The following is a 23,819-nucleotide window of genomic DNA, read 5'->3' as shown; positions in this document are numbered from 1 at the left end:
CCCTGAACCCTCCGCTTTCCATGACTAACGCGCTTTTCGCGGAACATGCGTATTTGCCCGGCGGTTGGCACCGCAATGTGCTGCTCGAATGGGACGCCACGGGCACGCTGCGCGGCGTGACGCCCGACCTCGCGCAAGCGCCTGAAGGCGGCGCGCGTGCGTCGGGCCCGATCATACCTGGCATGCCTAATCTCCATTCGCATGCGTTCCAGCGCGCGATGGCCGGCCTCACCGAATATCGCGCGAATCCCACCGACAGCTTCTGGAGCTGGCGCGACCTGATGTACCGCTTTGCGGCGCGCATCATGCCCGACGATCTTGCCGCGGTCGCGAGCTGGCTCTACGTGGAAATGCTCAAGGCGGGCTACACGTCCGTCTGCGAGTTTCACTATGTGCATCACGCGCAGGACGGCCAGCATTATGCGAGCCCCGCCGAACTGGCGCAGCATGTGGTGGAGGCAGCGAGCGTGACCGGCATCGGCATGACCATGCTGCCCGTGCTCTATCAGTACAGCGGCTTCGGCGCGCAAGCGCCGCGCGACGATCAGCGGCGCTTCATCAACACGCCCGACCAGTTGCTCGGCATCGTCGAGGCGCTGCGTGCGTGGCGCCCGGAGCACGGCGCGTTGCGCTATGGCGTTGCGCCGCATTCGCTGCGCGCGGTTTCGCATGATTCGTTGCGTGTGCTGCTGGAAGGTCTGGATCAAGTGCTTCCCGGTGCGCCCGTCCACATCCACATCGCCGAGCAGACGGCCGAAGTCGAGGCTTGCATGGCGACCGAGGGCGCGCGGCCCGTGCAATGGCTGCTCGATCGCTTCGATGTGAACGCGCGCTGGTGCCTTGTCCATGCGACGCATATCGATGCGCGGGAGACCGCCGCGCTCGCACAAAGCGGCGCGATTGCGGGCCTGTGCCTCACGACCGAAGCGAATCTCGGCGATGGTATTTTCCCTGCGCGCGAGTATCTCGATGCGGGCGGCGCGTTCGGCATCGGCTCGGACAGCCATATCGGCGTAGACTGGCGCGCCGAATTGCGCTTGCTCGAATACGGTCAGCGGCTCACGCGGCGCGAACGCAACGTGCTCGCGTCGCCAGAGACCGCGCAGGTGGCCGACCGTCTTGTCGACGCGGCGCTCGCGGGCGGCGCGCGCGCGACGGGGCGCGCGGTGGGCGCGCTGCAGGAGGGCGCTCGCGCGGACTGGCTCGTGCTCGACGCGCAGCATCCGAACCTCGCGCAGCAGACGCCGCAAAGCTGGCTATCGTCAGTGGTGTTCTGCGAGCACGGCGAGACGCCGGTGCGCGACGTCTATGTGGGCGGCGAGCAGGTCGTCGCGCAGCGCCGCCACCGAGACGAAGCGCGCCTGTACGCCGATTATCGTAGGGCGTTGAACCATCTCCTTGCCGGCGCGTAAGTGCGCGGCCAACCGAACGGAGCTCCCATGACCGACCTCTTTACGCTCGAACGCGGCACGGCGCCGCTGCTGATCTCGATTCCCCACCTCGGCACCCAGGTTCCCGAGACGCTGCGCGACGCGTATACGGACATCGCGCTCACGGTCGCCGATACCGACTGGCATCTCGACCGGCTCTATGCGATTGCGAAGACGCTGGGCGCGACGATACTCGGTGCGCGGGTGTCGCGCTATGTGATCGACCTGAACCGGCCGCCCAACGACGAAAGCCTGTATCCGGGGCAGACGACGACTTCGCTGTGCCCGACCGAAACGTTCCGCGGCGAGGCGCTCTATCGCGAGGGCCGCGCGCCTGATGCGCACGAGCGGCAGCGCCGCGTCGCCACCTACTGGCAGCCGTATCACGACGCGCTGCGCGCCGAGCTGCAGCGCCTGCGCGCGCAGCACGCCAACGTGCTGCTGTGGGAGGCGCACTCGATTGCGAGCGTGCTGCCGCGGCTATTCGACGGCAAGCTGCCCGATCTGAACATCGGCACGCAGGACGGGCGCACGGCGGCAGCGCCGGTGCAGGCGGCGGTCGAGCGCGCGGCGGCTGCAAGCGACTTCACGTGGATCGCGAATGGCCGCTTCAAGGGCGGCTACAACACGCGCCATTACGGCGCGCCGCAGGACGGCGTGCATGCGGTGCAACTCGAAATGTGCCAGTCGACGTACATGAGCGAGGCTGCGCCGTTCGACTACGCGCCGTTGCTCGCGCAGAAAGTCGAGCCGGTGGTGAGCGCGATGGTGAGCGGCGCGCTCGAGGCCGTGAAGGCGATGAACGCCGCCGCGGGCTGATTGCGCCGCACGTGGGCGCGCTATTAAGCGAATCCCTACATTTCAGAACGCCGCGGATCTCATAGGCGATGTGCCCCGTTCCGCACCCCACCCAGCGCGGGAAAGTACTCAGTTGTGCGGGCTACGAACGCGCTGCCGATCGTAGTATTCTCTAGCGACGCGGCCTCGGGGGGCGCTGATGTGCCATCGCGAAGCAGTCCAGACATCCACATAAAGAGGAGAGGTTGAATGAAGTTGAAGAAGCTCCTGTTCACAAGCGCGCTAGCCGTATCGGCACTCGGATTTACCGCCGTTTCCGCCCATGCGGAAGATCTGCTGGATTCGGTCAAACAGGCCGGGGTGCTCAAGATCGGTCTGGAAGGCACCTATCCCCCGTTCGATTCCCGTGACAGCAAGGGCGACCTCGTCGGCTTCGACGTGGACGTCGCGAAGGCCGTGGCGGCCAAGCTCGGGGTCAAGCCCGAGTTCATTCCCACCGAGTGGAGCGGCATTATCGCCGCGCTGCAGGCCGGCAAGTTCGACGTGATCGTCAATCAGGTGACCATTACGCCGCAACGTCAGCAGGCGCTCGACTTCAGCCAGCCCTACACGTACTCGGCCGCGCAGCTGATCCAGCGCTCCGACGACAAACGCGAATTCAAGACGCTCGACGAATTCAAGGGCGACAAGAAGCTCGGCGTGACGCTCGGCACCAACTATGACCAGATGGCGCGCGCCGTGCAGGGCATCAACGTGCAGACGTATCCCGGCGCGCCCGAGAAGCTGCGCGACCTGGCCGCGAAGCGCATCGACGCGACGATGGACGATCGCCTGATGCTGCCGTACATCATCAAGACGTCGAACCTGCCGCTGCGTCCGGGCGCCGTGTTGCCGGGCGCCGATCAGCAAATGGCCATTCCGTTCCGCAAGGGCAATCCGAAGTTCGAGAAGGCGATCAACGACGCGCTCACCTCGCTCAAGCAGGACGGCACGCTCAAGAAGATCTCCATGCAGTGGTTCGGCCAGGACGTGACGCAACCGCTCGCTCACTAACGCTACAGTCGTTTCACGACAATCGCGCCGGCCGCAATCATGGCCGGCGCGATCGCTTCAACACTCCCTCCTACCGCGCCGCCTGCGTCCTCGTGCGCATCTTCGCGACCTCTGCCGCGCCCACCGCGCCTGCCTTGTTGTTCCAGCCCGCACGAACGAACGTGAGCACATCGGCGATCTGCTTGTCGCTTAGGACATCTGCATAAGCGGGCATGGGGTACGGCGCGGGCATGCCCTGGATCACGAGATCCCCGGTGCCGTTGAGCGTGACGTTGATGAGCGACGACGCGTCCTTCTCCAGCACGTTCGGATTGCCCGCGAGCGGCGCGAACATCGGCGCGAAGCCGCGCCCGTCGGCGCCGTGGCAATGCATGCAATACGCTGTGTAGACGCGCGCGCCCGCATCGTTCGCCGGACGCGAGAGCGACACTTTCGTCGCCTGCGGGTCATAGGCGTAGGCCGCTCCGCCGTCGTCGCCCTTCGCCGGCAGCGACTTCAGGTAGACGGCGATCGCGTTGACGTCCGCGTCGTTCATGCTCTGGGTGCTCTTGTTGATCACGTCGGTCATCGCGCCGAACGCCGAGGCGTGCTGGTTCGCGCCCGTCTTCAGGAACTGCGCGAGGTCCGCTGCGCTCCAGCGCCCGAGGCCCGTGTTGTGCGCGCCGGTCAGGTTCGAGGCGAACCAGCCGTCGAGCAGGGCGCCCGTGAGCCAGGCGTCGCCGCTTTCGTCGAGCGCTTTCTCGTTGAAGCCGATGCCGCGCGGCGTGTGGCACGAGCCGCAATGGCCGAGACCCTGCACGAGGTACGCGCCGCGGTTCCATGCCACGTCCTTGCCCGCTTTGTCCTGGTACGCGCCCTTCTCGAGGAAGACGGCGTTCCAGATCTTGAGCGGCCAGCGCATGTTCATCGGCCACTTGATGTCGGCGTCGCGGTTGCTCTGCTTGACCGGTTGCACGCCTTGCATGAAGTATGCGTAGAGCGCGGCGACGTCCTCGTCGCGCACCTTCGCATACGAGGGATAAGGCATCGCCGGATAGAGATTGTGACCGTCCTTGGCAACGCCCTCGCGCATGGCGCGCGCGAAGTCCGCTTGCGTGTAGCTGCCGATTCCGGTGTCCGGGTCGGGCGTGACGTTGGTCGAGTAGATGCGCCCAAGCGGCGTGTTCATCGGCAGGCCGCCTGCAAACGGCTTGCCGTGCGGCGCCGTGTGGCACGCTGCGCAGTCGCCCACGGCGGCGAGGTAGGCGCCGCGCTGGATCGTGGCGGCGTCCGCAGCGCCCGCCGCGAGGGCGGGGCGCGCAGTCACGCACGCGAATGCTGCTAGCGCGAGCGTGGCACCGGCAATGCGGCGCAGGCCGCGGGCTCGTTGGGATGCGTCGATCGTTTTCGTCATGGTTCGCTCCCTCAAGCCGAGTGCGCGGACGCGCCCGCGTTCACGAGCTGGCGGCCCACTGGCAAGTGCCGCAGACGCTTTCCGGTCGCCGCGTAGATCGCATTCGCCACGGCCGGTATGACCGCCGAGGTCCCGGGCTCGCCGATCCCGCCGGGCGCTTCGGCGCTCTTCACCAGATGCACTTCGATCACCGGCGTCTGGTCGATGCGCATGATCCGGTAGTCGGTGAAATTGGTTTGCGTGACGCGTCCGCGCTCGATCGTGATCTCGCCCCACAGCGCCGCCGTGATACCGAACACGATGCCGCCCTGGATCTGCGCCTCGATGGTCTCCGGGTTCACGGCCATGCCGCAATCCACGGCGCAGACTACGCGGTTCACGCGCACCTCACCGTCGTCCACCGTGACGTCGGCGACCATGCTGAGGAAGCTGCCGAACGCGTGCATCACCGAAACGCCGCGTCCCTGGCCCTTCGGCATGGGTGGTCCCCAGTTCGCGGCGCGCGTGGCTACGTCGAGCACATTGAGTGCGCGTGGCGACTTGCCGAGCAGATTGCGGCGGTAGGTGACCGGATCGGTTTTCGCGGCCACGGCCAGTTCGTCGACGAAGCTCTCCACCACGAACGTGCCACGCGTGGGCCCCACGCCGCGCCAGAACGCAGTGGGCACCGCGTGCGGTTCCTGGCGCACGTATTCGATCAGCTGGTTCGGCAGGTCGTAGGGCAGGTCGGCGGCGACTTCGACGGCGTCGGGGTCGACGCCGTGCTGGAACGCGGGGGGCGCAAAGCGCGCCATGATCGAGGAGCCCGCGATGCGATGCTGCCAGGCTACGGGCTTGCCGTTCGCGTCGAGTCCGGCCGAGAGACGGTCGTAGTAATACGGCCGGTACATGTCGTGCTGGATATCTTCTTCGCGCGTATAGAAGACCTTGACCGGCACGCCGACCTGTTTGGCGATCTTGACGGCCTGGGTAATGAAATCGGTTTCGAGTCGCCGCCCGAAGCCGCCGCCAAGCAGGTGATTGTGCAGCGTGACCTGCTCGGGCTTCAGACCTGTGACGGCCACGGCCGCATCCACGGCGCGCGTGGGCACCTGGCTGCCCACCCAGATTTCACAGCTATCGGGTTGTACGTGGACCGTGCAGTTGACCGGCTCCATCGTTGCGTGTGCAAGGAAGGGCTGCTGATAGACGGCGTCGATGCGCGTTTTTGCGGTGCCGAACCCCTGCTGCACGTCGCCGTCCTTGCGCGCGACGGCGCCTTCGCGTTGCGAGGCGCTCGCGAGATCGGCGACGATCTGCTGCATCGAAACGGTCGCGCCCGCGCCTTCGTTCCACTCGACGACGAGCGCCGCAGCGCCTCGTTTCGCGGCCCAGGTGTGCGCGCCGATCACGGCCACGGCGTTGTCGATCTTCACGACCTGCTTGACGCCGGGAACCTGCTTCGCGTGCGTGTCGTCGACCTTCGCGAGCGTGCCGCCGAACACAGGACAGTTCACGATGGCGGCGTAGACCATGTCGGGCAGGCGCACGTCGAGGCCGAAAAGCGCCGAGCCGTCCACCTTCTCCGGCGAGTCGAGGCGCTTTGTGGGCTTACCGACCAGCGTGAAGTCTTTCGGCTCCTTGAGCGCGACCTTCTGCGGTACGGGCAGATGAGCGGCCGCATCGACGAGCTGGCCATAGGCGATGCGCCGCCCGCTCGCGTCGTGCAGCACCTCGCCCGCTTTGGCGTGGCAGGTGGCCGGATCGACTTGCCACTGCTGCGCCGCCGCCTGGATCAGAACGGTGCGCGCGGCGGCGCCCGCTTCGCGCATGGGCTGCCAGGCAAAGCGAATCGACGTCGAGCCGCCCGTGAGCTGGCCGCCCAGCAGCGGATCGGTGAAGAGCTTCGCGTTGGGCGGCGCGTGATCGATCGTGACGCTATCGAGCGGCACTTCGAGTTCTTCCGCAATCAGCATCGGAATCGAGGTGTACACGCCTTGCCCCATCTCCACCTTCGGGACGATGAGCGTGACCTTGCCCGAGCGGTCGATCTGCACGAAGGCGTTCGGCTCGAACACGCCGTCTTGCGGGGCTTCGTTGCCGTCGCCGCCTACGACCGATCGACGCGTCTGGCTGTCGCCCTGCGCGCCGGCAGAAAAGCTGATGCCGAGCAGCAGGCCGCCGCCCGCCGCCGCGCCGAGCTTGAGAAACGTGCGTCGCGAGAGTGGGCCGCTTGCGGTGACATGAAGCTTGCGTTCCGGCGCGCCGTTTTGCGCATCGAGGAGACCTTGTGACATCTCAGGCCTCCTTCGCGGCTTGCTTGATGGCCGCGCGAATGCGCGCATAGGTGCCACAGCGGCAGATGTTGCCCGCCATGGCGGCGTCGATATCCGCGTCGCTCGGGTTCGGATTCGCGGCGATGAGCGCTGTCGCCGACATCACCTGCCCCGATTGACAGTAGCCGCACTGCACGACGTCGATCTCGCGCCAGGCCTTCTGCACCTTCTGTCCGGCGGGGGTGGCGCCGATCGCCTCGATGGTGGTGATCTTGCGGCCCGCAACGGCCGCGACGGGCAGCACGCACGAGCGCGCGGCCTCACCGTCGAGATGCACCGTGCATGCGCCGCACTGCGCAATACCGCAGCCGAACTTCGTGCCGGTGAGGCCGACGATGTCGCGCAGGACCCAGAGCAGCGGCATGTCGGGCGGCGCGTCGACCGTATGAGTTTCTCCGTTGATTGTCAACGTCGTCATGGAGGGGGCTCTCCGAGAGTGGGGATTTGTCGTTCTTGATCGTGCAATCGAAGCGTCCGCGCGCTGGCTGTTTCGCCTCTGCTGCCTAATGAGCCAGCCAAAGCGATGGCCAGTGGGCGCGGCCTTTCGACAACCGCACGAGTGTAGCGCCGCCGTTAAATACGTGCAGAAATCGGTCCGTGTGGCTGCCCTGCGATGTTCGCGTCGCCAAAACGCGCCTTGACTTCCATTTAGATGATGACTACCATCTAAACAACATCGAAGCACGGAGCGCGGGTCATCATGAGGAAGTCGAAGGTAGAAACGGCGCAGACGCGGGAGCGCATCGTGGAAGTCGCCGCTGGGGCATTCAGGGCGAATGGCATCCATGCAACGGGACTCGCCGACGTAATGGCCGCCGCCGGACTTTCGCATGGCGGCTTTTACCGCCATTTCGAGTCGAAGGACCAACTGGTTGCCGAGGCGTGCGAAGTGGGGCTGGCCGGCATCGTCGAGAACCTCGTCGCCGCTGCGGATGGGGCCACGGGCGAGGACGCGTTCCGCGCTGTCGTGGACGCGTACATGTCCACCGGTCATCGCGACGCGCGAGCGAACGGTTGCCCGCTTGCCGGCATGGGCAGCGAGCTGGCGCGCGCGGACGACGCGACGCGCGCGGCGGCGTCGCGCGGGTTCGACGCGCTGGTGGACATGCTGGCGGCGCGCATGGCGACACCGGAGGAAGAGGCAGACCGCTCGCAGGCTGTTTTCGCACTCGCGGCCATGATCGGCGCGCTGACCATGGCGCGCATCATCCCCGATCCGGACGCTTCTGCGTCGCTGCTGGAAGACGTCAGGCAACACATCGAATCGATCTGAACGAAAGCTGTCGCCAGAGACTGGCGATTTTATTTGCTTACCTATGTGCATATGCACTTTCGGCGGAGAACTCATCATGCAACAGCGTAAATTTCTGATTACCGGCGCCACGGGCAAAACCGGCGTGCACGTGGTCAACAACCTGCTCGAAGCCGGACACGCGGTTCGCGCAATGGTCCGTGCGGAAGACGCGCGCAGTGCCTCGCTGCGCGCCGCCGGCGCCGAAGTCGTGGTGGGCGATCTGCTCGATCACGACGACCTGATTCGCGCCACCTCGGGCGTGACGGGCGCTTACCTGTGCTATCCCGTCAGTCCCGGGTTCATTCAGGGCACCGCGTATTTCGCGGACGCCGCGCGCCGCGCCGGACTCGAAGTCGTCGTGGAAATGTCGCAGATCTCCGCGCGCGAGAACGCGAGGAGCCACGCCGCGCGCGATCACTGGATCGCCGAGCGCGTGCTCGACTGGTCAGGGGTGCCGACCATTCATGTTCGCCCGACCTTCTTTTCCGAATGGCTGATTTTCCCGTGGGTGCGCGACACCATCGTCAACGAAGGACAGATCACGCTGCCTTACGGAGCGGGACGCCATGCGCCGATCGCCGCCGTTGATCAGGCCCGCTTCATCGCCACGGTGCTCGCGCAGCCGTCGGGCCATATTGGCAAGCGCTACGAGCTTTGCGGGCCGGTCGAACTCGACCACCATGGCATAGCCGACGAGATCGGCAAGGTCATCGACCGGAAGATCGTTTATCGCCCGGGCACGCTCGACGAATATCGCGCACATTTGCAGAAGTACGACCTTCCCGGGTTTGCGATCCAGCATTTCATCGAAGTCGCCGTCGATTACCAGAACGGCGTGTTCAAGGGTACCGACAGCATCATCGAGCAAGTGACCGGAAAAGCGCCGCAGACGGTCGAGACGTTCATTCGCGCCCACCGCGAGCGCTTCCCGGCCTGATTTCAAACTATCACTGTCCATGACTCATTCTTTTGGAGATTCGAAATGAAGATCAGGAATTCCGTTGTGTTTGTAACCGGCGCAAGCCGTGGCCTCGGTCTGGCTTTTGCACGCGAGGCGTTAGCCCGCGGGGCCGCGAAGGTCTATGCAGGGGTGCGCAACCCGGAAGGCTTTAGCGAACCCGGCATCATTCCGCTCAAGATAGACGTGACGGATCCGGACTCCGTTACGGCGGCCGCCAAGATCGCCTCGGACGTGACCGTGCTCGTGAACAACGCGGGCATTGCGGAAATTCTCGCGTCCCCGCTTGCGGCAGAGGCGGAAGACCAGGCGCGGCGCATCTTCGAAACGAACTTTTATGGCGTCATTCGCACGACGCGCGCGTTCGAAGCCGTGCTGCCCAGCGATGGCAACGGTGGCGTAATTAACGTGCTCTCCGATGTTTCGTGGCGAGCCGTGCCGTTCCTCGCGCCGTATTCCGCTTCGAAGGCGGCGGCCTGGAGCTATACCAACAACATCCGTCTGCACTTCAGGGAACGAAAGATCGGCGTGGTCGGCGTGCATGTCGGCTTCGTGGATACCGATCTCACGAAGGATTTCGACGTGCCGAAAGCGAGTCCCGTCGATGTCGTTCGCCAGGCCTACGATGCGCTCGAAACGGGAGAGAGCGAAGTGCTCGCGGATGCGGGCAGCCGTGAACTGAAGCAATCGCTTTCGGCTGCGGTGCCGGGATATATCGACCCCGCGGTGCTGCAGGCATAGCGTGCCGTAGCAGGCCGCCAAGTGCCGGTGCTGCCGCACGCGCATGAAGACCGCGCGGCTCCGGCCCTCTATGTCGGCTGGACGTGGAGCGAAGTGCCGAGTGCGACAGGTTTCGAATCATCGTTTCGATCCACGAATGATTCGAACTGCGAAGGTTTGAATTCTTGTATCGGCAGTTAAGGCGAGCAGTTCCTCCGTTGCTTTCTCTGTGTGAGATTGCCCACACAACCCGCATTTACGGTCTTGAGCGTCGTGCCAAAACAGCTGATTGTTGAAGAGAGGGCTCCCGCCACGCGAATGTCACGAACAGGCTTTGAAGAGCAGCCGGCTGCGCAGTCTCTCATCTCTTTGAAGCGCAAGCACGCGGAGCCGCACATGTTCAACAGCACCGTACTCGAAGTCGGCATTGGTTTAGTGTTCTGCTATTTCGCGGTGAGCCTTGCCGTCAGCACCGTGACCGAGCTTTTTGCGTCGCTCTTGCAGTTGCGCGCGAAATGTCTGCTATCTGGCATCAAGCAGATCCTGAACGACCCGCAGTTCAACGGCATGGCGCGCGACCTCTACAACCACGCGCTCGTGAGCCCGCGCGACTCTGGGGACGCGACGAATGCGAGCGACCTGAAGTACAAGCCCTCTTATATTCCGTCGAAGGACTTTGCCCTCGCGATGATCGATATCCTTCGGCGCGCGCCCGGCGCGGACCAGGACATCGGTCAGTCGATTGCCACCATACAGAACCAGCAGTTGAGGGAGGTATTGCAGGCGATGTACCGCCACGCCAACCAGGATGTCGGCCAGTTTTCGGACGCGCTCGGCAAGTGGTTCGACAACGGCATGGACAGGCTCTCCGGCACCTACAAGCGCTGGTCGCAGTTCATTTCATTTGCCGTGGCGCTCGTCATCGTGATCGCACTGAACATCGATACGGTGTTTCTGTTCAGGATTCTATGGTTGCATCCCTCGCTCGCGGGTGCGTTGCACGCAAACGCGTCTTCCGGCGCGGTTTCCCTGATGAACCAGTTGCCGATCGGCTGGCAAAGGGATGGTGCCTATGCAGACGGCGTGGCCTGGATGATCGTCGGCTGGCTGCTCACGGCGAGTGCAACGTTGTTCGGCGCGCCGTTCTGGTTCGACCTGCTGCAAAACGTGACGAACCTGCGCGGAACCGGACCGTCCACCGACGCCGCCGCACGCAAAACGGCTTCGAATTGAGGGACAGCCGGCTCAATCGCCCCTCGGCAAAGTCAGTTCCGCATCGCCTAAAACAGGCTGACTACGCTGACGATGCTGCTCACGCCGGTGTCAGCGACAACACCGGCGCTGACACCAACGCCAACACTGGCGCCGGCGAGCATCGTCCCGCGGCACACCGGCGCGCCGCAGCGGCAGGTGTATTCGCGCACGTTGTCTTCGCAGGCGTCGTCGGGCAATTCGAGCGCGTAGTCGATGAACAGCTCTTCGCCTGGCAGGATGTCGCGGCACGCGTCGATGAACACGTGGCCGTTGATTTCGATGGTTTCGCAGTTCGCCTGGCACGCGTGATTGAGCCAGCGCGCCCAGTTGCCGCCCTGGCCGCCGTCGATCACGCGGCCATCGGAAAGGCCGAAGAGAAACGTATGCGCGCCGTCTTCACGCAGACGATAACGCCGGGCCGCGCTACGCCAGCTCATGATCTTGCCTTTGTATTCGAAGATGCGCTCGCCGGCCCGCAGGGGACGCAACGCATAGACGCCTTTTCCATGCACCGGCGACTGCCGGACAGTCATTCGTTTGCTCATGGCCATCTTCGCGCGTTGAACGCGTGCAGTATAAGCGGCTACGATGAATGCGAGTGATGAAAATGGATATGGCCATCGACGCTGCGTATTGCGTCTTCGCACACTGCATGCACCGTATTGAAGCGGACGGCGCCCACTCTTCGCTCCTGACAAGTGTGCGCCCCACAGTTGACCTCGCGGGCAGGATCAGGGCAACATACCCGGGTTTCTTTCGCGGGTTTGCGGATCCAATTCTCGAGTGGGCATATGGCAAGCACGAATGAGCCAGGCGCAGACGCCTCGCTGACCTATCGGCTGAAGGCATTGACCAAGATCGCCGACCGCATGAGCAGTGAGATGTCGCGCGACAAGCTGGGTGTGCCGTATCCGGAGGCAAGCATCATCGCCGCGATCGGCACGTTCGGTCCGCAAACTGTGATGGATATCTCGCGGCGCGCCAACCTCGACAAGAGTCAGGCGAGCCGCACGGTGGAGGCCATGCTCTCGAAGGAGATCCTCGCGCGCACGGGCAACGACAAGGATGGGCGCAGCGTCATCATTTCGCTCACCGCCGAAGGCCGCAAGATCTTCAAGAAGATCGGCCCGACCCTGGACAAGCGCGACAGCGACCTTTACCACGGGCTGAACGAGGCCGAGCGCGTTGCGCTGCGCTTCCTGCTCGACAAGATCCTCGCGTCACACGGCTGGGACGCCACGCCCTGACCGCCTCCTGATCCGTGCATGATTTTCCGGTACGCGATCAGTCATTGAATTGTCATCAAATTGCCACCGCGAAGTGCAGTGCCGCCTGGTGGTGCGCCAGGCGTTAACGCTCAGTGGCACCCAAGCATAAAAGAATGGCAATGAATCGAAAAGCGCTTCAATGGATTCATGAGCATTGGCGAAACGTATCTGGACCGGGTGGGCGATCGCGCGCGCGTGCGAGTCATCGCCTTCGAAGCCGCGCATGCCTGGCCGCTATGACTGCTTCGGCGCCTGGATCATCTTCCAGCCGTTGCCGGCGGGATCGCGGAAACCCGCGTCGACGCTGCCGTAGCGGTCGACCGGCTCCTGGGTGAATTCCACGCCCAGGCCCTTCAGGCGCTCGTAACTCGCGCGGCAGTCGGCCACAGCGAGTACGAGGGGCGGCATGGCGCCCTTGGCGACCATGGCGCGCAGCGTTTGCGCGGTGGCCTCGTCGTGAACGGGCGGCCCGGGCAGGAAAAGCCCGAGCTGGAAGGACGACTGCTCCGGGTGCTGGACCGTGAGCCAGCGGTACGCGCCATTGCGCACGTCGGTATGCACACGGAATCCGAGTTTGTCGACGTAGAACTTGAGTGCCGCGTCCTGGTCGTCGACGTATAGGCCCACCACATTGATACCCTGATTCATAACACCTCCCTGGTTAGTGACCGCACTTCAGGGCCGCACTTTAGCGTTGCCCGCACGCCGCCGCTTCTCCAAAACTGCTGTCGTGAGGTCGGGGCGCTGTGCGGCTTTCAGCACACAGGCGGGCACGCGGTCGATCCCGGGCAGGTTGGCCCGCGCCTGAACACGCATGGCGCTGGGGCTCGAGCCGGTCACGTCGCGGAACGTGCGGCCAAAGGTGCCCAGACTCTCCCAGCCGGTGGTGAAGGCGATATCCGTGATGTCGAGATCGGTGTCGCGCAGCAGGGTGGTGGCCTGCTCGATGCGCCGCGTGAGCAGGTAGCGATGCGGCGGGAGGCCGAAGGCGCGCTTGAAGGAACGGGCGAAATGCGCTCCGGATACGCCGCTGACCTCGGCCAGGCGCTTGACGGGCCAGGCCTCGTGAGAGGCGGCGTCCACGCGGTCCTTCGCGCGCAATAGACGGCGCAGCAGTGCCGGGTCGAGCAGGGGCTCGGCGTCGGGCGGTTCAGGATGCGCATGGGTGAGCGTGGGCGCATCGGCGTGCAGAGCTGCGCTAGCTGGCATGCATTCGTCTGGAGTGGGCGGCATGCCGGTAGTTTAGGCCCAACGGCGATCGATGGCCGACGATTGGCTTTCGATTGGTTGGGCCTGCCAGGCGTCGCTCACTGCGAGTCGACGAACTGGATGATCTCGCCGTTGTCGCGCTTGAGATACAGGTCGGCGCCTTTCATGCGCACTTCGTTGCACGAATACGGCATCTTGCTGCCTTTGCTGCAGATCTTGCCGTCCTCGGCTTTCCAGTCGCCGTGATCGGCAAAGCCCTTGCTCGACTTGAAGTCGTAGTCGCCGTTGTTGCCGTACTGCACATGCCACGTGCTCCCGTCGGCAATCTTGATGTCGAACGCCTTGCCCGAGAGGCGTTGCTGGATGTCGGCCGCGCTGGGGCTCGCGGAACCGTCCGGGAATGCCGCCGAGTCCGCAAAAGCCGCAGCGGGAACGATGAGCAGGAGGGCAAGCAGCTTCTTCATGGGAGGTCTCCTGAAAAGCCGGATTACTGCCTTGCTTCGACACGATGGAGCGGCGCGCTCGTCCGGCGGATAGCCCGACGCGAGGCGTGGAGGCGGGCGTTGGACGTCGCTCCCGTTGACGTTTTCACTATAGCGCCGGGCGCTTGCGCCAATGTGGCCTGGCGCACACAAGGCGTGTAACCGGGGCTGCACGTCGATGCCCGCGCATCGTTGCGCATGCCCCCGAGGTGCGTTGGCGGGCCGTGAAACGACTGCCCGCCACGACCTTACTTCAACCGTCCCGCGAGGAACTGCTGGAGCCGCTCGCTGCGCGGCGCATTGAGCACTTCCTTGGGGTCGCCTTGCTCTTCGATCTTACCCTTGTGCAGAAACACGACGTGATTCGACACGTTGCGCGCGAAGCCCATTTCGTGCGTGACGACGATCATGGTGCGGCCTTCCTCCGCGAGCTTCTGCATGACCTTGAGCACTTCGCCCACGAGTTCGGGGTCGAGCGCGGAGGTGGGCTCGTCGAACAGCATCACTTCGGGCTCCATCGCCAGCGCGCGGGCGATCGCCACGCGTTGCTGCTGGCCGCCGGAAAGGTGCGAGGGGTACTTGTGCTCGACACCCGCGGCCAGCCCCACCTTGTCGAGGTACTTGCGCGCGCGGGCCTCGGCATCGCTGCGGGAGAGGCCAAGCACGCTGACCGGCGCCTCGATGATGTTCTCGAGCACAGTCATGTGCGCCCAGAGATTGAAGTGCTGAAAGACCATCGAAAGGCGCGTGCGCATTTTTTGAAGCTGCTTCGGATCGCTCACGCGCAGCGCGCCGCCACGGTCGGCGCTCGTGCGGATCTCCTCGCCGTTGAGCGTGATGCGTCCCGAGCAGGGCGATTCGAGAAAGTTAATGCAACGCAGGAACGTGCTCTTTCCCGAACCGCTCGATCCGATCAGGCTGATCACGTCGCCAGCCTTTGCCTTGAGCGATACGCCCTTCAAAACCTCGTTCTCGCCGAACTTCTTGTGCAGGTCGTCGACTATCAGCTTGTACATACTCGGTTCACTCCATCGGGACTGAAATTCTTAATGGCCTTGCGGCTTCAAATAGGCCAGCACACGTGTTTCGAGGCGGCGGAAACCCCAGATCAGGGCGAAGACGATGGACGCATAGAGCGCCGCCGCGATGCCGTACGCCTGGAACGTCATATAGGTGGCGGAATTCGCATCGCGCGCCACTTTCAGGATGTCGGGCACGGTCGCGGTGAACGCCAGCGTCGTCGCGTGCAGCATGAGGATCACCTCGTTGCTGTACGAAGGCAGCGCGCGTCGAAATGCCGAAGGCAGGATGATGCGCGTGTAGATCTTGGTCTTCGACATGCCGTACGCCTGGGCCGCTTCGATCTCGCCATACGCGGTCTCGCGAATCGCGCCCGCGAAAATCTCGGTGGCGTAGGCGCACTCGTTCAATGCAAAGGCCAGCAGCGTGCAATTCATGGCACTGCGAAAGAAGTCGCCAAGTACCGGATTGGCTTGCACGAAGTGCAGGCTGTAGAGACCGGTGTAGAAGAGCAGCAACTGCACATAGAGCGGCGTGCCGCGGAACACGTACGTATAGACCCAGACCGGCCGCGAAAGCCACCGGTTGCGCGACGCGCGTGCAATGGCGAGCGGGACGGCAAGCAGGAAGCCCACCACGATCGACACGACCAGCAGCCAGAGCGTGATGGCGAGGCCGCTCGTGTTGAAGCCGTCGCTGAACAGATAGTTGGGCCAGTATTGACGAAGCAGTTCGATCACAGCGCTGCCCTCCGCACACCGGTCGAATAGCGCTTTTCGAGGCGGTGCAGTGCCAGGTTGGAAACCGTCGTGATGGCGAGATAAATCGCGCCGGTCACAAGCGTGAAGAAGAAGAACGCCTGGGTGGCCTTGCCCGCGTCCTGCGCGGCCTTCACCACATCGGCGAGACCGATGATCGAGACGAGCGCCGTGGCCTTCACGAGCACCTGCCAGTTGTTGCCGATGCCCGGCAGCGCGAAACGCATCATCTGCGGGAACAGGATGCGCGTGAACACGCGCGTGGAACTCATGCCGTAGGCGAAACCGGCTTCGATCTGCCCGCGCGGCACGGCGAGAAACGCGCCGCGGAAGGTCTCCGTGAAATACGCGCCGTAAATGAAGCCGAGCGTGATGACGCCGGCCACGAACGGGCCGATGTCGATCTGGTCCATGCCCATCATGTCGGTTACGTCGTTGAGCCAGATCTGGATGCTGTAGAACAGCAGCAGCATGAGCACGAGATCGGGCACCGCGCGAATGAGCGTGGTATATGCCGTGCCGATGCGCGCAAGCATGCGGTTGGGCGAGAGCTTCGCGGCAGCGCCCGCAAGCCCGAGCAGAAACGCGGCGCCGAGCGAGAGCACCGCGAGCTTGATGGTTTCCCACGTGCCCGCAAGGAGCAGCGGGCCGAAGCCTTGAAAGACCATGGAAGGATGTCCTTGTTCAGGGGAGCAGCGCTCCCCCTGGTTGTTGCAGATGAAGACGGCGGCGCTTAACCGCCGTACACGTCGAAGTCGAAATACTTCGACTCGATCTTCTTGTACGTGCCGTCCTTGATCATGTCGGCGATCGTCTTGTCGATCTTCGCCTTGAGGTCGGCATCTTCCTTGCGCAGGCCGATCGCGGCGGCGCCCGTGGGGATTTCCGCGCCCGCGAATCCAAAGCCTGCGCCGCGCGGCGTCTTCAGGAAGCCGAGATTGGCCTGCACTTCGTCTTGCAGCGCGGCGTCGAGGCGCCCCGACTGCAGGTCCAGATAGACCTGGTCCTGGTTCTGGTAGGGAATCACGTTGACGCCCTTGGGCGCCCAGTTTTGCTTCGCGTAGGTCTCCTGAATCGAGCCCTGCTCGACGCCCACCGTCTTGCCTTGCAGCGAAGCGATGGTCGGCTGCAGCGGCGAGCCCTGCTTCGCGACGAGGCGCGTCGGCGTGTTGAAGAGCTTGGCCGAGAAGGCGATCTGCTGCTCGCGCTGGGGGGTGATCGTGAGCGCGGAGAGCGCGCCGTCGAACTTCCTGGCCTTGAGGCCTGGGATCATGCCGTCGAAATCCTCCTCGACCCACACGCACCTGGCGTTCAGGCGCCGGCAGATTTCGTTGCCGAGGTCGATGTCGAAACCGACCAGCTTGCCATCGGTCGCCTTCGACTCGAACGGCGCGTAGCTCGCGTCGGTGCCGAAGCGGATCGTGGACCAGTCTTTCGCATACGCGCCACCGGCGGCAAGGGCGAAGGCGACACAGAAGGCAAGTTTCTTCATGAAGTCTCCGATAGGAATGGTTGGCGTGTGCCCGGTCATGGACTGGAGGTCCGGCCCGGCAAGTTGTCTATACAATTATCGATGTGGCGAAGAGACCGGCAATCGGTGTTATCACCTGGGGATTTCACTGTGCTGCAATCGAAAGACGGCGTAATTCAGGTGTCAGAAAGCCGGAATTCGGGTATACGTGGAGCGGATTGAACTTGTATAGACAAGCTCGTTTCGGTAATCTGATTCCACCTTGTCCAGACAACTTTGACACCGCAATGAACCTCAAACTCACTCCCGGCAATCTGACCCTGTCCCAACTGCGCCAGATCGCGCGTGCCGATGAAAACGGCGGCGTGAAGCTCGAACTCGATCCGGCCAGCTTCGCGGCCATCGACGCAGGCGCACGTGCCGTTGCCGAGATCACGGCGAAGGGCGAGCCCGCCTACGGCATCAACACGGGCTTCGGGCGTCTGGCGAGTACGCACATTCCGCGTGAGCAGCTCGAACTCCTGCAGCGCAACCTGGTGCTCTCGCACGCCGTGGGCGTGGGCGAGCCGATGTCGCGTCCGGTCGTGCGCCTCTTGATGGCGCTGAAGCTGTCGAGCCTGGGCCGCGGCCATTCGGGCATCCGCCGCGAAGTGATGGACACGCTCATCACGCTGTTCAATGCCGACGTGCTGCCCGTGATTCCGGTGAAGGGTTCCGTGGGCGCCTCCGGCGACCTCGCGCCGCTCGCGCATATGTCCTGCGTGCTGCTGGGTGTCGGCGACGTGTTCGCGAAGGGCGAGCGCATGAGCGCGGTCGAGGGCCTGCGTCTCGTCGGCCTCAAGCCGCTCGCGCTGCAGGCCAAGGAAGGTCTCGCGCTGCTCAACGGCACGCAGGCTTCCGCGGCGCTCGCGATCTACAACATGTTCGCGATCGAGGACCTGTACCGCACGGCACTCGTCTCGGGCGCGCTCTGCGTGGACGCGGCGGCAGGTTCGGTGAAGCCGTTCGACGCGCGCATTCACGAACTGCGCGGCCATCGCGGCCAGATCGAGGCGGCCGCGGCCTATCGCACGCTGCTCGAAGGCTCGGCGATCAACCTCTCGCACCGCGACTGCGGCAAGGTCCAGGACCCGTACTCGCTGCGCTGCCAGCCGCAGGTGATGGGCGCATGTCTCGACCAGATGCGTCACGCGGCGCAAGTACTGCTCATCGAAGCGAACGCGGTGTCGGACAATCCGCTGATCTTCCCGGAAACGAACGAAGTGCTCTCGGGCGGCAACTTCCACGCGGAGCCGGTGGCCTTCGCCGCCGACAATCTCGCGCTGGCCGCGGCCGAAATCGGCGCGCTGGCCGAGCGCCGCATCGCGCTGCTCATCGACGCCACGCTCTCGGGCCTGCCGCCTTTCCTCGTGAAGGACGGCGGGGTGAATTCGGGCTTCATGATCGCGCACGTCACGGCGGCTGCACTGGCGTCGGAAAACAAGACGCTCGCGCATCCGGCTTCGGTCGATTCGCTGCCGACCTCGGCAAACCAGGAGGACCACGTGTCGATGGCGACGTTCGCCGCGCGCAAGCTCGCCGACATCGCCGACAACACGGCCCACATCCTCGCGATCGAACTGCTCGCCGCGGCCCAGGGCGTGGACCTGCGCGCGCCGCACCACACGAGCCCGGCGCTCGCTCACGTGATGCAGTCGGTGCGCGCCGAGGTGCCGCATTACGACCTCGACCGCTATTTCGCACCGGACATCGCCGCGATGACGAAGCTCGTGCAGAACGGTGCGATCGCCAGGCACAGCCCGCTGGCGTTCGAGTCCGAGCAATAAGCGCTAGAAGCCAAATAAAAACAGTCATCCTGAATAACATCCGAGACGAAGACGTTATGAACCAACCGAACTTCACCGACCCGCGCCTCGACCCGACCCGCACGATCCGCGCGCCGCGCGGCAGCGAGAAGGTCTGCAAGACCTGGCTGGCGGAAGCCGCCTACCGGATGCTCCAGAATAATCTGGACCCCGAAGTCGCCGAGCATCCGCATGCGCTCGTGGTGTACGGCGGCATCGGCCGTGCCGCGCGCAACTGGGAGTGCTTCGACCAGATCCTCGCGTCGCTCAAGGACCTGAACGAGGACGAAACGCTGCTGATCCAGTCGGGCAAGCCCGTGGGCGTGTTCCGCACCCATGCCGACGCCCCGCGCGTGCTGCTCGCGAACTCGAACCTCGTGCCGCACTGGGCCACGTGGGAGCATTTCCACGAACTGGACCGCAAGGGCCTGATGATGTACGGCCAGATGACCGCGGGCAGCTGGATCTACATCGGCTCGCAGGGCATCGTGCAGGGCACGTACGAAACGTTCTATTCGGTCGCGAACCAGCACTTCAACGGCGACCCGAAGGGCCGCTGGATTCTCACGGGCGGCCTCGGCGGCATGGGCGGCGCGCAGCCGCTCGCGGCGACGATGGCGGGCTTCTCGATGATCGCGGTGGAATGCGACGAGACGCGCATCGACTTCCGCCTGAAGACGCGCTACGTGGACCGCAAGGCGAAGACCATCGACGAGGCGCTGGCCATCGTCGAGGAAGCGAAGCGCACGGGCAAGCCGGTTTCGGTGGGCCTGCTCGGCAATGCCGCCGATGTCTTCGCCGAGTTCGTGAAGCGCGGCATCACGCCCGACTGCGTGACCGACCAGACGAGCGCGCACGACCCGATCAACGGTTACCTGCCGCAGGGCTGGACCGTGGAGCAGTGGCGTGAAGCGCAGAAGGTCGCGCCGGAAAGCATCGTGAAGGTCGCGAAGGAATCGATGGCCCACCAGGTGCGCGCGATGCTTACGCTGCAGGAGCGCGGCGCGGCCACGCTCGACTACGGCAACAACATCCGCCAGATGGCGCTCGAAATGGGCGTGGACAACGCGTTCGATTTCCCGGGCTTCGTGCCGGCATACATCCGTCCGCTGTTCTGCGAGGGCAAGGGCCCGTTCCGCTGGGTGGCGCTTTCGGGCGATCCTGAGGACATCTACAAGACGGATGCCAAGGTCAAGGAGCTGATCCCCGACGATCCGCACCTGCACAACTGGCTCGACATGGCGCGTGAGCGCATCGCGTTCCAGGGCTTGCCCGCGCGTATCTGCTGGGTGGGCGTGAAGGATCGCTATCGTCTCGGCCAGGCGTTCAACGAAATGGTCAAGAACGGCGAGCTGAAGGCGCCGGTCGTGATCGGCCGCGACCACCTCGACACCGGCTCGGTGGCGAGCCCGAACCGCGAAACGGAATCGATGAAGGACGGCTCGGACGCGGTGAGCGACTGGCCGCTGCTCAATGCGCTGCTGAACACGGCGGGCGGCGCGTCGTGGGTGTCGCTGCACCACGGCGGCGGCGTCGGCATGGGCTTTTCGCAGCACTCGGGGGTGGTGATCGTGGCGGACGGTACGCAGGCGGCGCACGAGCGTCTGGGCCGCGTGCTGCTCAACGATCCGGCCACGGGCGTGATGCGCCACGCGGATGCCGGCTACGAACTCGCGCAGCAGACCGCGCGCGAGGCAGGCCTCAAGCTGCCGATGCTCGGCCGATGAGCAATGTGACGCCGCCGTTCAAACGCGGCGGCGTCACACTTGCGAGTGCTCGCTCAGAGCGTTTCGGGCAGCCGGTGTGAGTCGTTGTCGACGCAACAGACTAGCACTTCGGCATCCCCGGCACCCGTGCTGAGATACACGTGCCCCACGGCGCTGTCGAAGTAGAGGCTGTCGCCGGGCGACAGCCTGAAGACGGTGCCGTTTTCAAAATGCAGTTCCAGCTCACCGCGCAGCAGGAACAGAAACTCCTCGCCGCTGTGACGGATGTAATCGGGAAACGCGTCCATCGTGCGGGCGTGGATGCGTCCGCGCATCGGCACCATGCGCTTGCCGGTGAGGTCGTTGGCGATCATGCCGTACTCGTAGTTCGGCGTGTCGTAGATCATCTGCTTGCCCGCGCGCGTGAGCGACGGCTTCATCGGGCCGGCCGCCTTGCGCTTCCTGCGCCCGAAAATCGTGTCGAAGTCCACGTTCAGCGCGTGCGCGAGCGCCGCGAACTTGTCATAGGTGAGCGCAATGTCGCCGCGCTCGGCCTTCGAAATCGTCGAGACGGCGATACCCGACAACTCCGATAGCTGCATCAACGTCAAGTCGCGCGCCTTGCGCGCCTCGCGCAGGCGCGTGCCGACGGCCGCGTGGTCGATTTCTGTTGCCGCCTGTCCGGTTGCTTTCCCGGTTGCGTGCTCAGTTGCGTGATTTCGTGCTGCGCTCTTTGCCATGGAAGGGACGGTTCCCGGTTACGGGTTTTGTCGTATACGAGAAATAATTTTTTCTCGTATATGATAACTCGCATCTCGACTCCCCTTTGAAGGAGCAGCGTCGTGGCCTCAATCGCACTGGGAAAACGGGTCTTTCGAAGGGCCAGGTCATTGCCGCGACGACGCTGGGCACGGCGCTCGAGTACTACGACTTCACGGTCTACAACTTTTTCGCGATCCTGCCGTGCGGCGTCGATCATGCGGGCATCCCGTTCGGACTCCAGATCGTGGGCCCGTTCCGCGGCGACATGAAGACGCTCGCGGTCTCGCAGGCGCTGGAGACGGCGTTTTCAGCGTATCCTCATCTGCGTCGCCCGCGTCCCGATCTCGCGCGCCTGACGCGAGCCAATCCGGCACTGACGTCCATTGTCACGGCGCCTCCCGTTTACAACCCGGCCGGTAGCGACGCTGCCAGTCTTTCGGCGGTATGAACATGAGCAACGATATCCAAAGACTGCAAACCAACGCACGCATGAGCCAGGTGGTGATCGCCAATGGCGTGGTGTATCTCTCGGGCCAGGTGCCCGATACCGCAGGCGCGCCGATCGACGTTCAGGCAACCGAAATCCTCACGCGTATCGACAAGCTGCTCGCATCGGCGGGCGTGGACAAAACGCGCGTGCTGACCGCGAACGTGTGGCTGAGCGACCCGAAGCATTTCGACGCATTCAATGCCGTATGGGACGCCTGGGTTGCGCAAGGGCACGCGCCCACGCGCGCCTGCGTGCAGGCCTTGCTGATGCGACCGGGCCTCGATGTCGAAGTGGCCGTCACCGCACTCGCCTGAGTGCCTTCGAGCCAGGAACTTTACGTGATGAAATTCGATTCGGTCGTGCTTGGCGGCGGTATCGTCGGCGTCTCGGTGGCATTGCAATTGCAGCGGCGCGGCCTCTCGGTCGCGCTCGTTGACCGCAGGGCGCCAGGCAATGAAACATCGCACGGCAACGCGGGATTGATCCAGCGCGAGGGCGTCTACCCCTATGCATTTCCGCGCGAGCTTTCCACGCTGCTGCGCTACGCGCGCAACCGCTCGACGGACGTGCGCTATCACCCGGGGGCGATGCCGAAGTTGCTGCCGTTTCTCTATCGCTACTGGCACCATTCGCGCGCCGACCGGCACGCCGAGATCGCGCGCGCGTATGCCACGCTCATCGAGCATTGCGTGATCGAGCATCGCGCGCTGATCGAGGAGGCGGGCGCACAGGCACTGTTGCGCACCAACGGCTGGATGAAGGTGTTTCGCAGCGCGGCGGCCATGGACGCCACGGTGGCCGAAGCACAGCGCTGGCAGCGCGAGTACGGCGTGGGCCACGAGGCGCTGGATAACGCTGCGCTGCGCGCCGCCGAGCCCGCGCTCAGCCACACGCTGGTGGGCGGCGTGCGCTACACCGATTCCGATTCGGTTAGCGATCCGAATGGAGTGGTGACGGCCTACGCGAAGCTATTCGAACAGCTAGGCGGCCGCGTGATGATTGGCGACGCCGCGACGCTCGAACCGTCGTGGCGTGTGATGACACAGGATGGCCCCGTGCTGGCGAAGTCGGCGGTCATCGCCATGGGGCCGTGGTCGGGCGATCTCACGGCGCGGCTGGGCTACGCGTTGCCGCTCGCCGTGAAACGCGGCTATCACATGCATTACGCGCTCACGAACGGCGCGAAGCTGAACCAGCCGGTGCTCGACGCCGAAGCGGGTTTCCTGATCACGCCCATGGTGCGCGGCACGCGCCTCACGACCGGCGTCGAACTCGGCTTTCGCGATTCGCCCAGGACGCCGGTTCAACTCGAAGCCGTGGAGCCGCTCGCGCGCGATATCTTCCCGCTCGGCGCGCGGCTCGATGCCGAGCCGTGGCTGGGCCGTCGCCCCTGCACGCCCGACATGATGCCGATCATCGGGCCCGCGCCGAAGCACGACGACCTCTGGTTCGCGTTCGGCCACGCGCACCACGGCCTCACGCTCGGCCCGGTCACGGGGCGCCTGATCGCGGAAATGATGACGGGCGCGCCGACGGTGGTGGACCCCCGGCCCTTCCGCGCCGAGCGGTTCTGACGCGGCGCGCACCGGCGCAC

The 23,819-nt window shown here is 64.6% G+C and carries 24 protein-coding genes and 1 pseudogene; 13 read left to right on the top strand and 12 right to left on the bottom strand.

All coding sequences use genetic code 11. From position 1 onward, the window contains the following. Positions 1-20: 20 nt before the first annotated feature. The 3 genes from AB3X99_RS23185 (at position 21) to AB3X99_RS23175 (ending at position 3,281) form a co-directional block, all read left to right on the top strand. Entirely contained in the window at positions 21-1,412 is a 1,392-nt protein-coding gene (locus AB3X99_RS23185) for a formimidoylglutamate deiminase (RefSeq protein ID WP_368618360.1), read from the top strand. A gap of 27 nt (positions 1,413-1,439) precedes the next feature. Further along, a complete protein-coding gene (gene hutG, locus AB3X99_RS23180) occupies positions 1,440-2,249 on the top strand; it encodes an N-formylglutamate deformylase (protein ID WP_368618260.1) in 810 nt (269 codons plus the stop codon). Between the two features lie 228 nt (positions 2,250-2,477). Continuing rightward, a complete protein-coding gene (locus AB3X99_RS23175; RefSeq protein ID WP_069263183.1) occupies positions 2,478-3,281 on the top strand; it encodes a transporter substrate-binding domain-containing protein in 804 nt (267 codons plus the stop codon). A 70-nt stretch (positions 3,282-3,351) separates the two neighbouring features. On the opposite strand, the gene AB3X99_RS23170 is transcribed toward AB3X99_RS23175, so the two are convergent. From AB3X99_RS23170 to AB3X99_RS23160, 3 genes are read right to left on the bottom strand one after another with little or no spacing between them, the layout of a single operon-like run. Further along, positions 3,352-4,674 carry a cytochrome c gene (locus AB3X99_RS23170; protein WP_368618259.1) on the bottom strand — a complete coding sequence of 441 codons (1,323 nt, stop codon included), beginning with the start codon at positions 4,672-4,674 and terminating at the stop codon, positions 3,352-3,354. A gap of 11 nt (positions 4,675-4,685) precedes the next feature. Beyond that, a complete protein-coding gene (locus AB3X99_RS23165; protein ID WP_342948650.1) occupies positions 4,686-6,950 on the bottom strand; it encodes a xanthine dehydrogenase family protein molybdopterin-binding subunit in 2,265 nt (754 codons plus the stop codon). 1 nt (position 6,951) lies between these two features. Next, positions 6,952-7,407 (bottom strand): (2Fe-2S)-binding protein, encoded by a 456-nt coding sequence (locus tag AB3X99_RS23160; protein ID WP_133792122.1) that lies wholly within the window; start codon positions 7,405-7,407, stop codon positions 6,952-6,954. A 282-nt stretch (positions 7,408-7,689) separates the two neighbouring features. Here AB3X99_RS23160 and AB3X99_RS23155 point away from each other — a divergent pair, with 282 nt between their 5' ends. From AB3X99_RS23155 to AB3X99_RS23140, 4 genes are all read left to right on the top strand, one after another. After that, on the top strand, positions 7,690-8,262 hold the full coding sequence (locus AB3X99_RS23155; protein ID WP_069263191.1) for a TetR/AcrR family transcriptional regulator: 573 nt from the start codon (positions 7,690-7,692) through the stop codon (positions 8,260-8,262). 76 nt (positions 8,263-8,338) lie between these two features. After that, the gene (locus AB3X99_RS23150; RefSeq protein WP_368618258.1) at positions 8,339-9,220 is read left to right on the top strand and encodes an NAD(P)H-binding protein; all 882 of its coding nucleotides are present in this window, start codon (positions 8,339-8,341) and stop codon (positions 9,218-9,220) included. A 45-nt stretch (positions 9,221-9,265) separates the two neighbouring features. Beyond that, positions 9,266-9,982 carry an SDR family oxidoreductase gene (locus tag AB3X99_RS23145; protein WP_368618257.1) on the top strand — a complete coding sequence of 239 codons (717 nt, stop codon included), beginning with the start codon at positions 9,266-9,268 and terminating at the stop codon, positions 9,980-9,982. Positions 9,983-10,357: 375 nt separating this feature from the next. Beyond that, complete coding sequence (locus tag AB3X99_RS23140; RefSeq protein ID WP_368618256.1) at positions 10,358-11,194, top strand: hypothetical protein; 837 nt, start codon at positions 10,358-10,360, stop codon at positions 11,192-11,194. 47 nt (positions 11,195-11,241) lie between these two features. Here AB3X99_RS23140 and AB3X99_RS23135 read toward each other — a convergent pair whose 3' ends face one another. After that, positions 11,242-11,760: an SET domain-containing protein gene (locus AB3X99_RS23135; RefSeq protein ID WP_083245191.1), complete on the bottom strand. Its 519-nt coding sequence runs from the start codon at positions 11,758-11,760 to the stop codon at positions 11,242-11,244. Between the two features lie 246 nt (positions 11,761-12,006). Between AB3X99_RS23135 and AB3X99_RS23130 the strand changes: the two genes are divergently transcribed. Beyond that, a complete protein-coding gene (locus AB3X99_RS23130) occupies positions 12,007-12,462 on the top strand; it encodes a MarR family winged helix-turn-helix transcriptional regulator (RefSeq protein ID WP_069263201.1) in 456 nt (151 codons plus the stop codon). A gap of 255 nt (positions 12,463-12,717) precedes the next feature. Here AB3X99_RS23130 and AB3X99_RS23125 read toward each other — a convergent pair whose 3' ends face one another. The 7 genes from AB3X99_RS23125 to AB3X99_RS23095 all read right to left on the bottom strand — a co-directional run bounded on the left by AB3X99_RS23125 (position 12,718) and on the right by AB3X99_RS23095 (position 17,444). Continuing rightward, positions 12,718-13,131, bottom strand: a complete 414-nt coding sequence (locus tag AB3X99_RS23125; protein ID WP_342948654.1) for a VOC family protein — start codon at positions 13,129-13,131, stop codon at positions 12,718-12,720. Between the two features lie 27 nt (positions 13,132-13,158). Beyond that, entirely contained in the window at positions 13,159-13,692 is a 534-nt protein-coding gene (locus tag AB3X99_RS23120) for a helix-turn-helix transcriptional regulator (protein WP_368618255.1), read from the bottom strand. Positions 13,693-13,790: 98 nt separating this feature from the next. Next, the gene (locus AB3X99_RS23115; protein ID WP_368618254.1) at positions 13,791-14,156 is read right to left on the bottom strand and encodes a hypothetical protein; all 366 of its coding nucleotides are present in this window, start codon (positions 14,154-14,156) and stop codon (positions 13,791-13,793) included. A gap of 266 nt (positions 14,157-14,422) precedes the next feature. Then, the gene (locus AB3X99_RS23110) at positions 14,423-15,190 is read right to left on the bottom strand and encodes an ABC transporter ATP-binding protein (RefSeq protein ID WP_342948656.1); all 768 of its coding nucleotides are present in this window, start codon (positions 15,188-15,190) and stop codon (positions 14,423-14,425) included. Positions 15,191-15,220: 30 nt separating this feature from the next. Next, on the bottom strand, positions 15,221-15,934 hold the full coding sequence (locus AB3X99_RS23105) for an ABC transporter permease (RefSeq protein ID WP_368618253.1): 714 nt from the start codon (positions 15,932-15,934) through the stop codon (positions 15,221-15,223). After that, on the bottom strand, positions 15,931-16,620 hold the full coding sequence (locus tag AB3X99_RS23100) for an ABC transporter permease (RefSeq protein ID WP_368618252.1): 690 nt from the start codon (positions 16,618-16,620) through the stop codon (positions 15,931-15,933). The genes AB3X99_RS23105 and AB3X99_RS23100 overlap by 4 nt, the downstream gene beginning before the upstream one ends. 65 nt (positions 16,621-16,685) lie before the next feature. Further along, positions 16,686-17,444 carry an ABC transporter substrate-binding protein gene (locus tag AB3X99_RS23095; protein WP_368618251.1) on the bottom strand — a complete coding sequence of 253 codons (759 nt, stop codon included), beginning with the start codon at positions 17,442-17,444 and terminating at the stop codon, positions 16,686-16,688. A 266-nt stretch (positions 17,445-17,710) separates the two neighbouring features. Between AB3X99_RS23095 and hutH the strand changes: the two genes are divergently transcribed. Together hutH and hutU are read left to right on the top strand one after the other, a co-directional pair. Further along, a complete protein-coding gene (gene hutH / locus AB3X99_RS23090) occupies positions 17,711-19,249 on the top strand; it encodes a histidine ammonia-lyase (RefSeq protein ID WP_342948658.1) in 1,539 nt (512 codons plus the stop codon). A gap of 56 nt (positions 19,250-19,305) precedes the next feature. After that, entirely contained in the window at positions 19,306-20,994 is a 1,689-nt protein-coding gene (gene hutU, locus AB3X99_RS23085) for a urocanate hydratase (protein ID WP_342946305.1), read from the top strand. A 53-nt stretch (positions 20,995-21,047) separates the two neighbouring features. Here hutU and AB3X99_RS23080 read toward each other — a convergent pair whose 3' ends face one another. Continuing rightward, positions 21,048-21,713: a helix-turn-helix domain-containing protein gene (locus AB3X99_RS23080; protein WP_083245171.1), complete on the bottom strand. Its 666-nt coding sequence runs from the start codon at positions 21,711-21,713 to the stop codon at positions 21,048-21,050. Between the two features lie 218 nt (positions 21,714-21,931). On the opposite strand from AB3X99_RS23080, the pseudogene AB3X99_RS23075 reads away from it, so the two are divergent. From AB3X99_RS23075 to AB3X99_RS23065, 3 genes and pseudogenes are all read left to right on the top strand, one after another. Next, positions 21,932-22,183, top strand: a pseudogene (locus AB3X99_RS23075) (amidase); the annotation flags it as partial. Between the two features lie 2 nt (positions 22,184-22,185). Then, entirely contained in the window at positions 22,186-22,539 is a 354-nt protein-coding gene (locus AB3X99_RS23070; RefSeq protein WP_069263227.1) for a RidA family protein, read from the top strand. A gap of 27 nt (positions 22,540-22,566) precedes the next feature. Further along, a complete protein-coding gene (locus tag AB3X99_RS23065) occupies positions 22,567-23,799 on the top strand; it encodes an FAD-dependent oxidoreductase (protein WP_342948660.1) in 1,233 nt (410 codons plus the stop codon). Positions 23,800-23,819: the final 20 nt, after the last annotated feature.

This window comes from Paraburkholderia sp. BR10882 (assembly GCF_040948855.1).
Lineage (GTDB): Bacteria > Pseudomonadota > Gammaproteobacteria > Burkholderiales > Burkholderiaceae > Paraburkholderia > Paraburkholderia nodosa_A.
The sequence above is the reverse complement of the archived record's forward strand: the minus strand, read 5'-3'. Positions and strand labels throughout refer to the sequence as shown.

Bases quoted from the DNA above. Each gene is read 5' to 3' on its own strand.
- AB3X99_RS23080 (WP_083245171.1), bottom strand. From the start codon at position 21,713: ATGGCAAAGAGCGCAGCACGAAATCACGCAACTGAGCACGCAACCGGG.
- AB3X99_RS23110 (WP_342948656.1), bottom strand. From the start codon at position 15,190: ATGTACAAGCTGATAGTCGACGACCTGCACAAGAAGTTCGGCGAGAAC.
- AB3X99_RS23095 (WP_368618251.1), bottom strand. From the start codon at position 17,444: ATGAAGAAACTTGCCTTCTGTGTCGCCTTCGCCCTTGCCGCCGGTGGC.
- AB3X99_RS23100 (WP_368618252.1), bottom strand. From the start codon at position 16,620: ATGGTCTTTCAAGGCTTCGGCCCGCTGCTCCTTGCGGGCACGTGGGAA.
- hutG (WP_368618260.1), top strand. From the start codon at position 1,440: ATGACCGACCTCTTTACGCTCGAACGCGGCACGGCGCCGCTGCTGATC.
- AB3X99_RS23135 (WP_083245191.1), bottom strand. From the start codon at position 11,760: ATGAGCAAACGAATGACTGTCCGGCAGTCGCCGGTGCATGGAAAAGGC.
- AB3X99_RS23185 (WP_368618360.1), top strand. From the start codon at position 21: ATGACTAACGCGCTTTTCGCGGAACATGCGTATTTGCCCGGCGGTTGG.
- AB3X99_RS23140 (WP_368618256.1), top strand. From the start codon at position 10,358: ATGTTCAACAGCACCGTACTCGAAGTCGGCATTGGTTTAGTGTTCTGC.
- AB3X99_RS23160 (WP_133792122.1), bottom strand. From the start codon at position 7,407: ATGACGACGTTGACAATCAACGGAGAAACTCATACGGTCGACGCGCCG.
- AB3X99_RS23165 (WP_342948650.1), bottom strand. From the start codon at position 6,950: ATGTCACAAGGTCTCCTCGATGCGCAAAACGGCGCGCCGGAACGCAAG.
- AB3X99_RS23145 (WP_368618257.1), top strand. From the start codon at position 9,266: ATGAAGATCAGGAATTCCGTTGTGTTTGTAACCGGCGCAAGCCGTGGC.
- AB3X99_RS23070 (WP_069263227.1), top strand. From the start codon at position 22,186: ATGAGCAACGATATCCAAAGACTGCAAACCAACGCACGCATGAGCCAG.
- AB3X99_RS23170 (WP_368618259.1), bottom strand. From the start codon at position 4,674: ATGACGAAAACGATCGACGCATCCCAACGAGCCCGCGGCCTGCGCCGC.
- AB3X99_RS23125 (WP_342948654.1), bottom strand. From the start codon at position 13,131: ATGAATCAGGGTATCAATGTGGTGGGCCTATACGTCGACGACCAGGAC.
- AB3X99_RS23175 (WP_069263183.1), top strand. From the start codon at position 2,478: ATGAAGTTGAAGAAGCTCCTGTTCACAAGCGCGCTAGCCGTATCGGCA.
- AB3X99_RS23065 (WP_342948660.1), top strand. From the start codon at position 22,567: ATGAAATTCGATTCGGTCGTGCTTGGCGGCGGTATCGTCGGCGTCTCG.
- AB3X99_RS23115 (WP_368618254.1), bottom strand. From the start codon at position 14,156: ATGAAGAAGCTGCTTGCCCTCCTGCTCATCGTTCCCGCTGCGGCTTTT.
- hutU (WP_342946305.1), top strand. From the start codon at position 19,306: ATGAACCAACCGAACTTCACCGACCCGCGCCTCGACCCGACCCGCACG.
- AB3X99_RS23130 (WP_069263201.1), top strand. From the start codon at position 12,007: ATGGCAAGCACGAATGAGCCAGGCGCAGACGCCTCGCTGACCTATCGG.
- hutH (WP_342948658.1), top strand. From the start codon at position 17,711: ATGAACCTCAAACTCACTCCCGGCAATCTGACCCTGTCCCAACTGCGC.
- AB3X99_RS23120 (WP_368618255.1), bottom strand. From the start codon at position 13,692: ATGCCAGCTAGCGCAGCTCTGCACGCCGATGCGCCCACGCTCACCCAT.
- AB3X99_RS23155 (WP_069263191.1), top strand. From the start codon at position 7,690: ATGAGGAAGTCGAAGGTAGAAACGGCGCAGACGCGGGAGCGCATCGTG.
- AB3X99_RS23150 (WP_368618258.1), top strand. From the start codon at position 8,339: ATGCAACAGCGTAAATTTCTGATTACCGGCGCCACGGGCAAAACCGGC.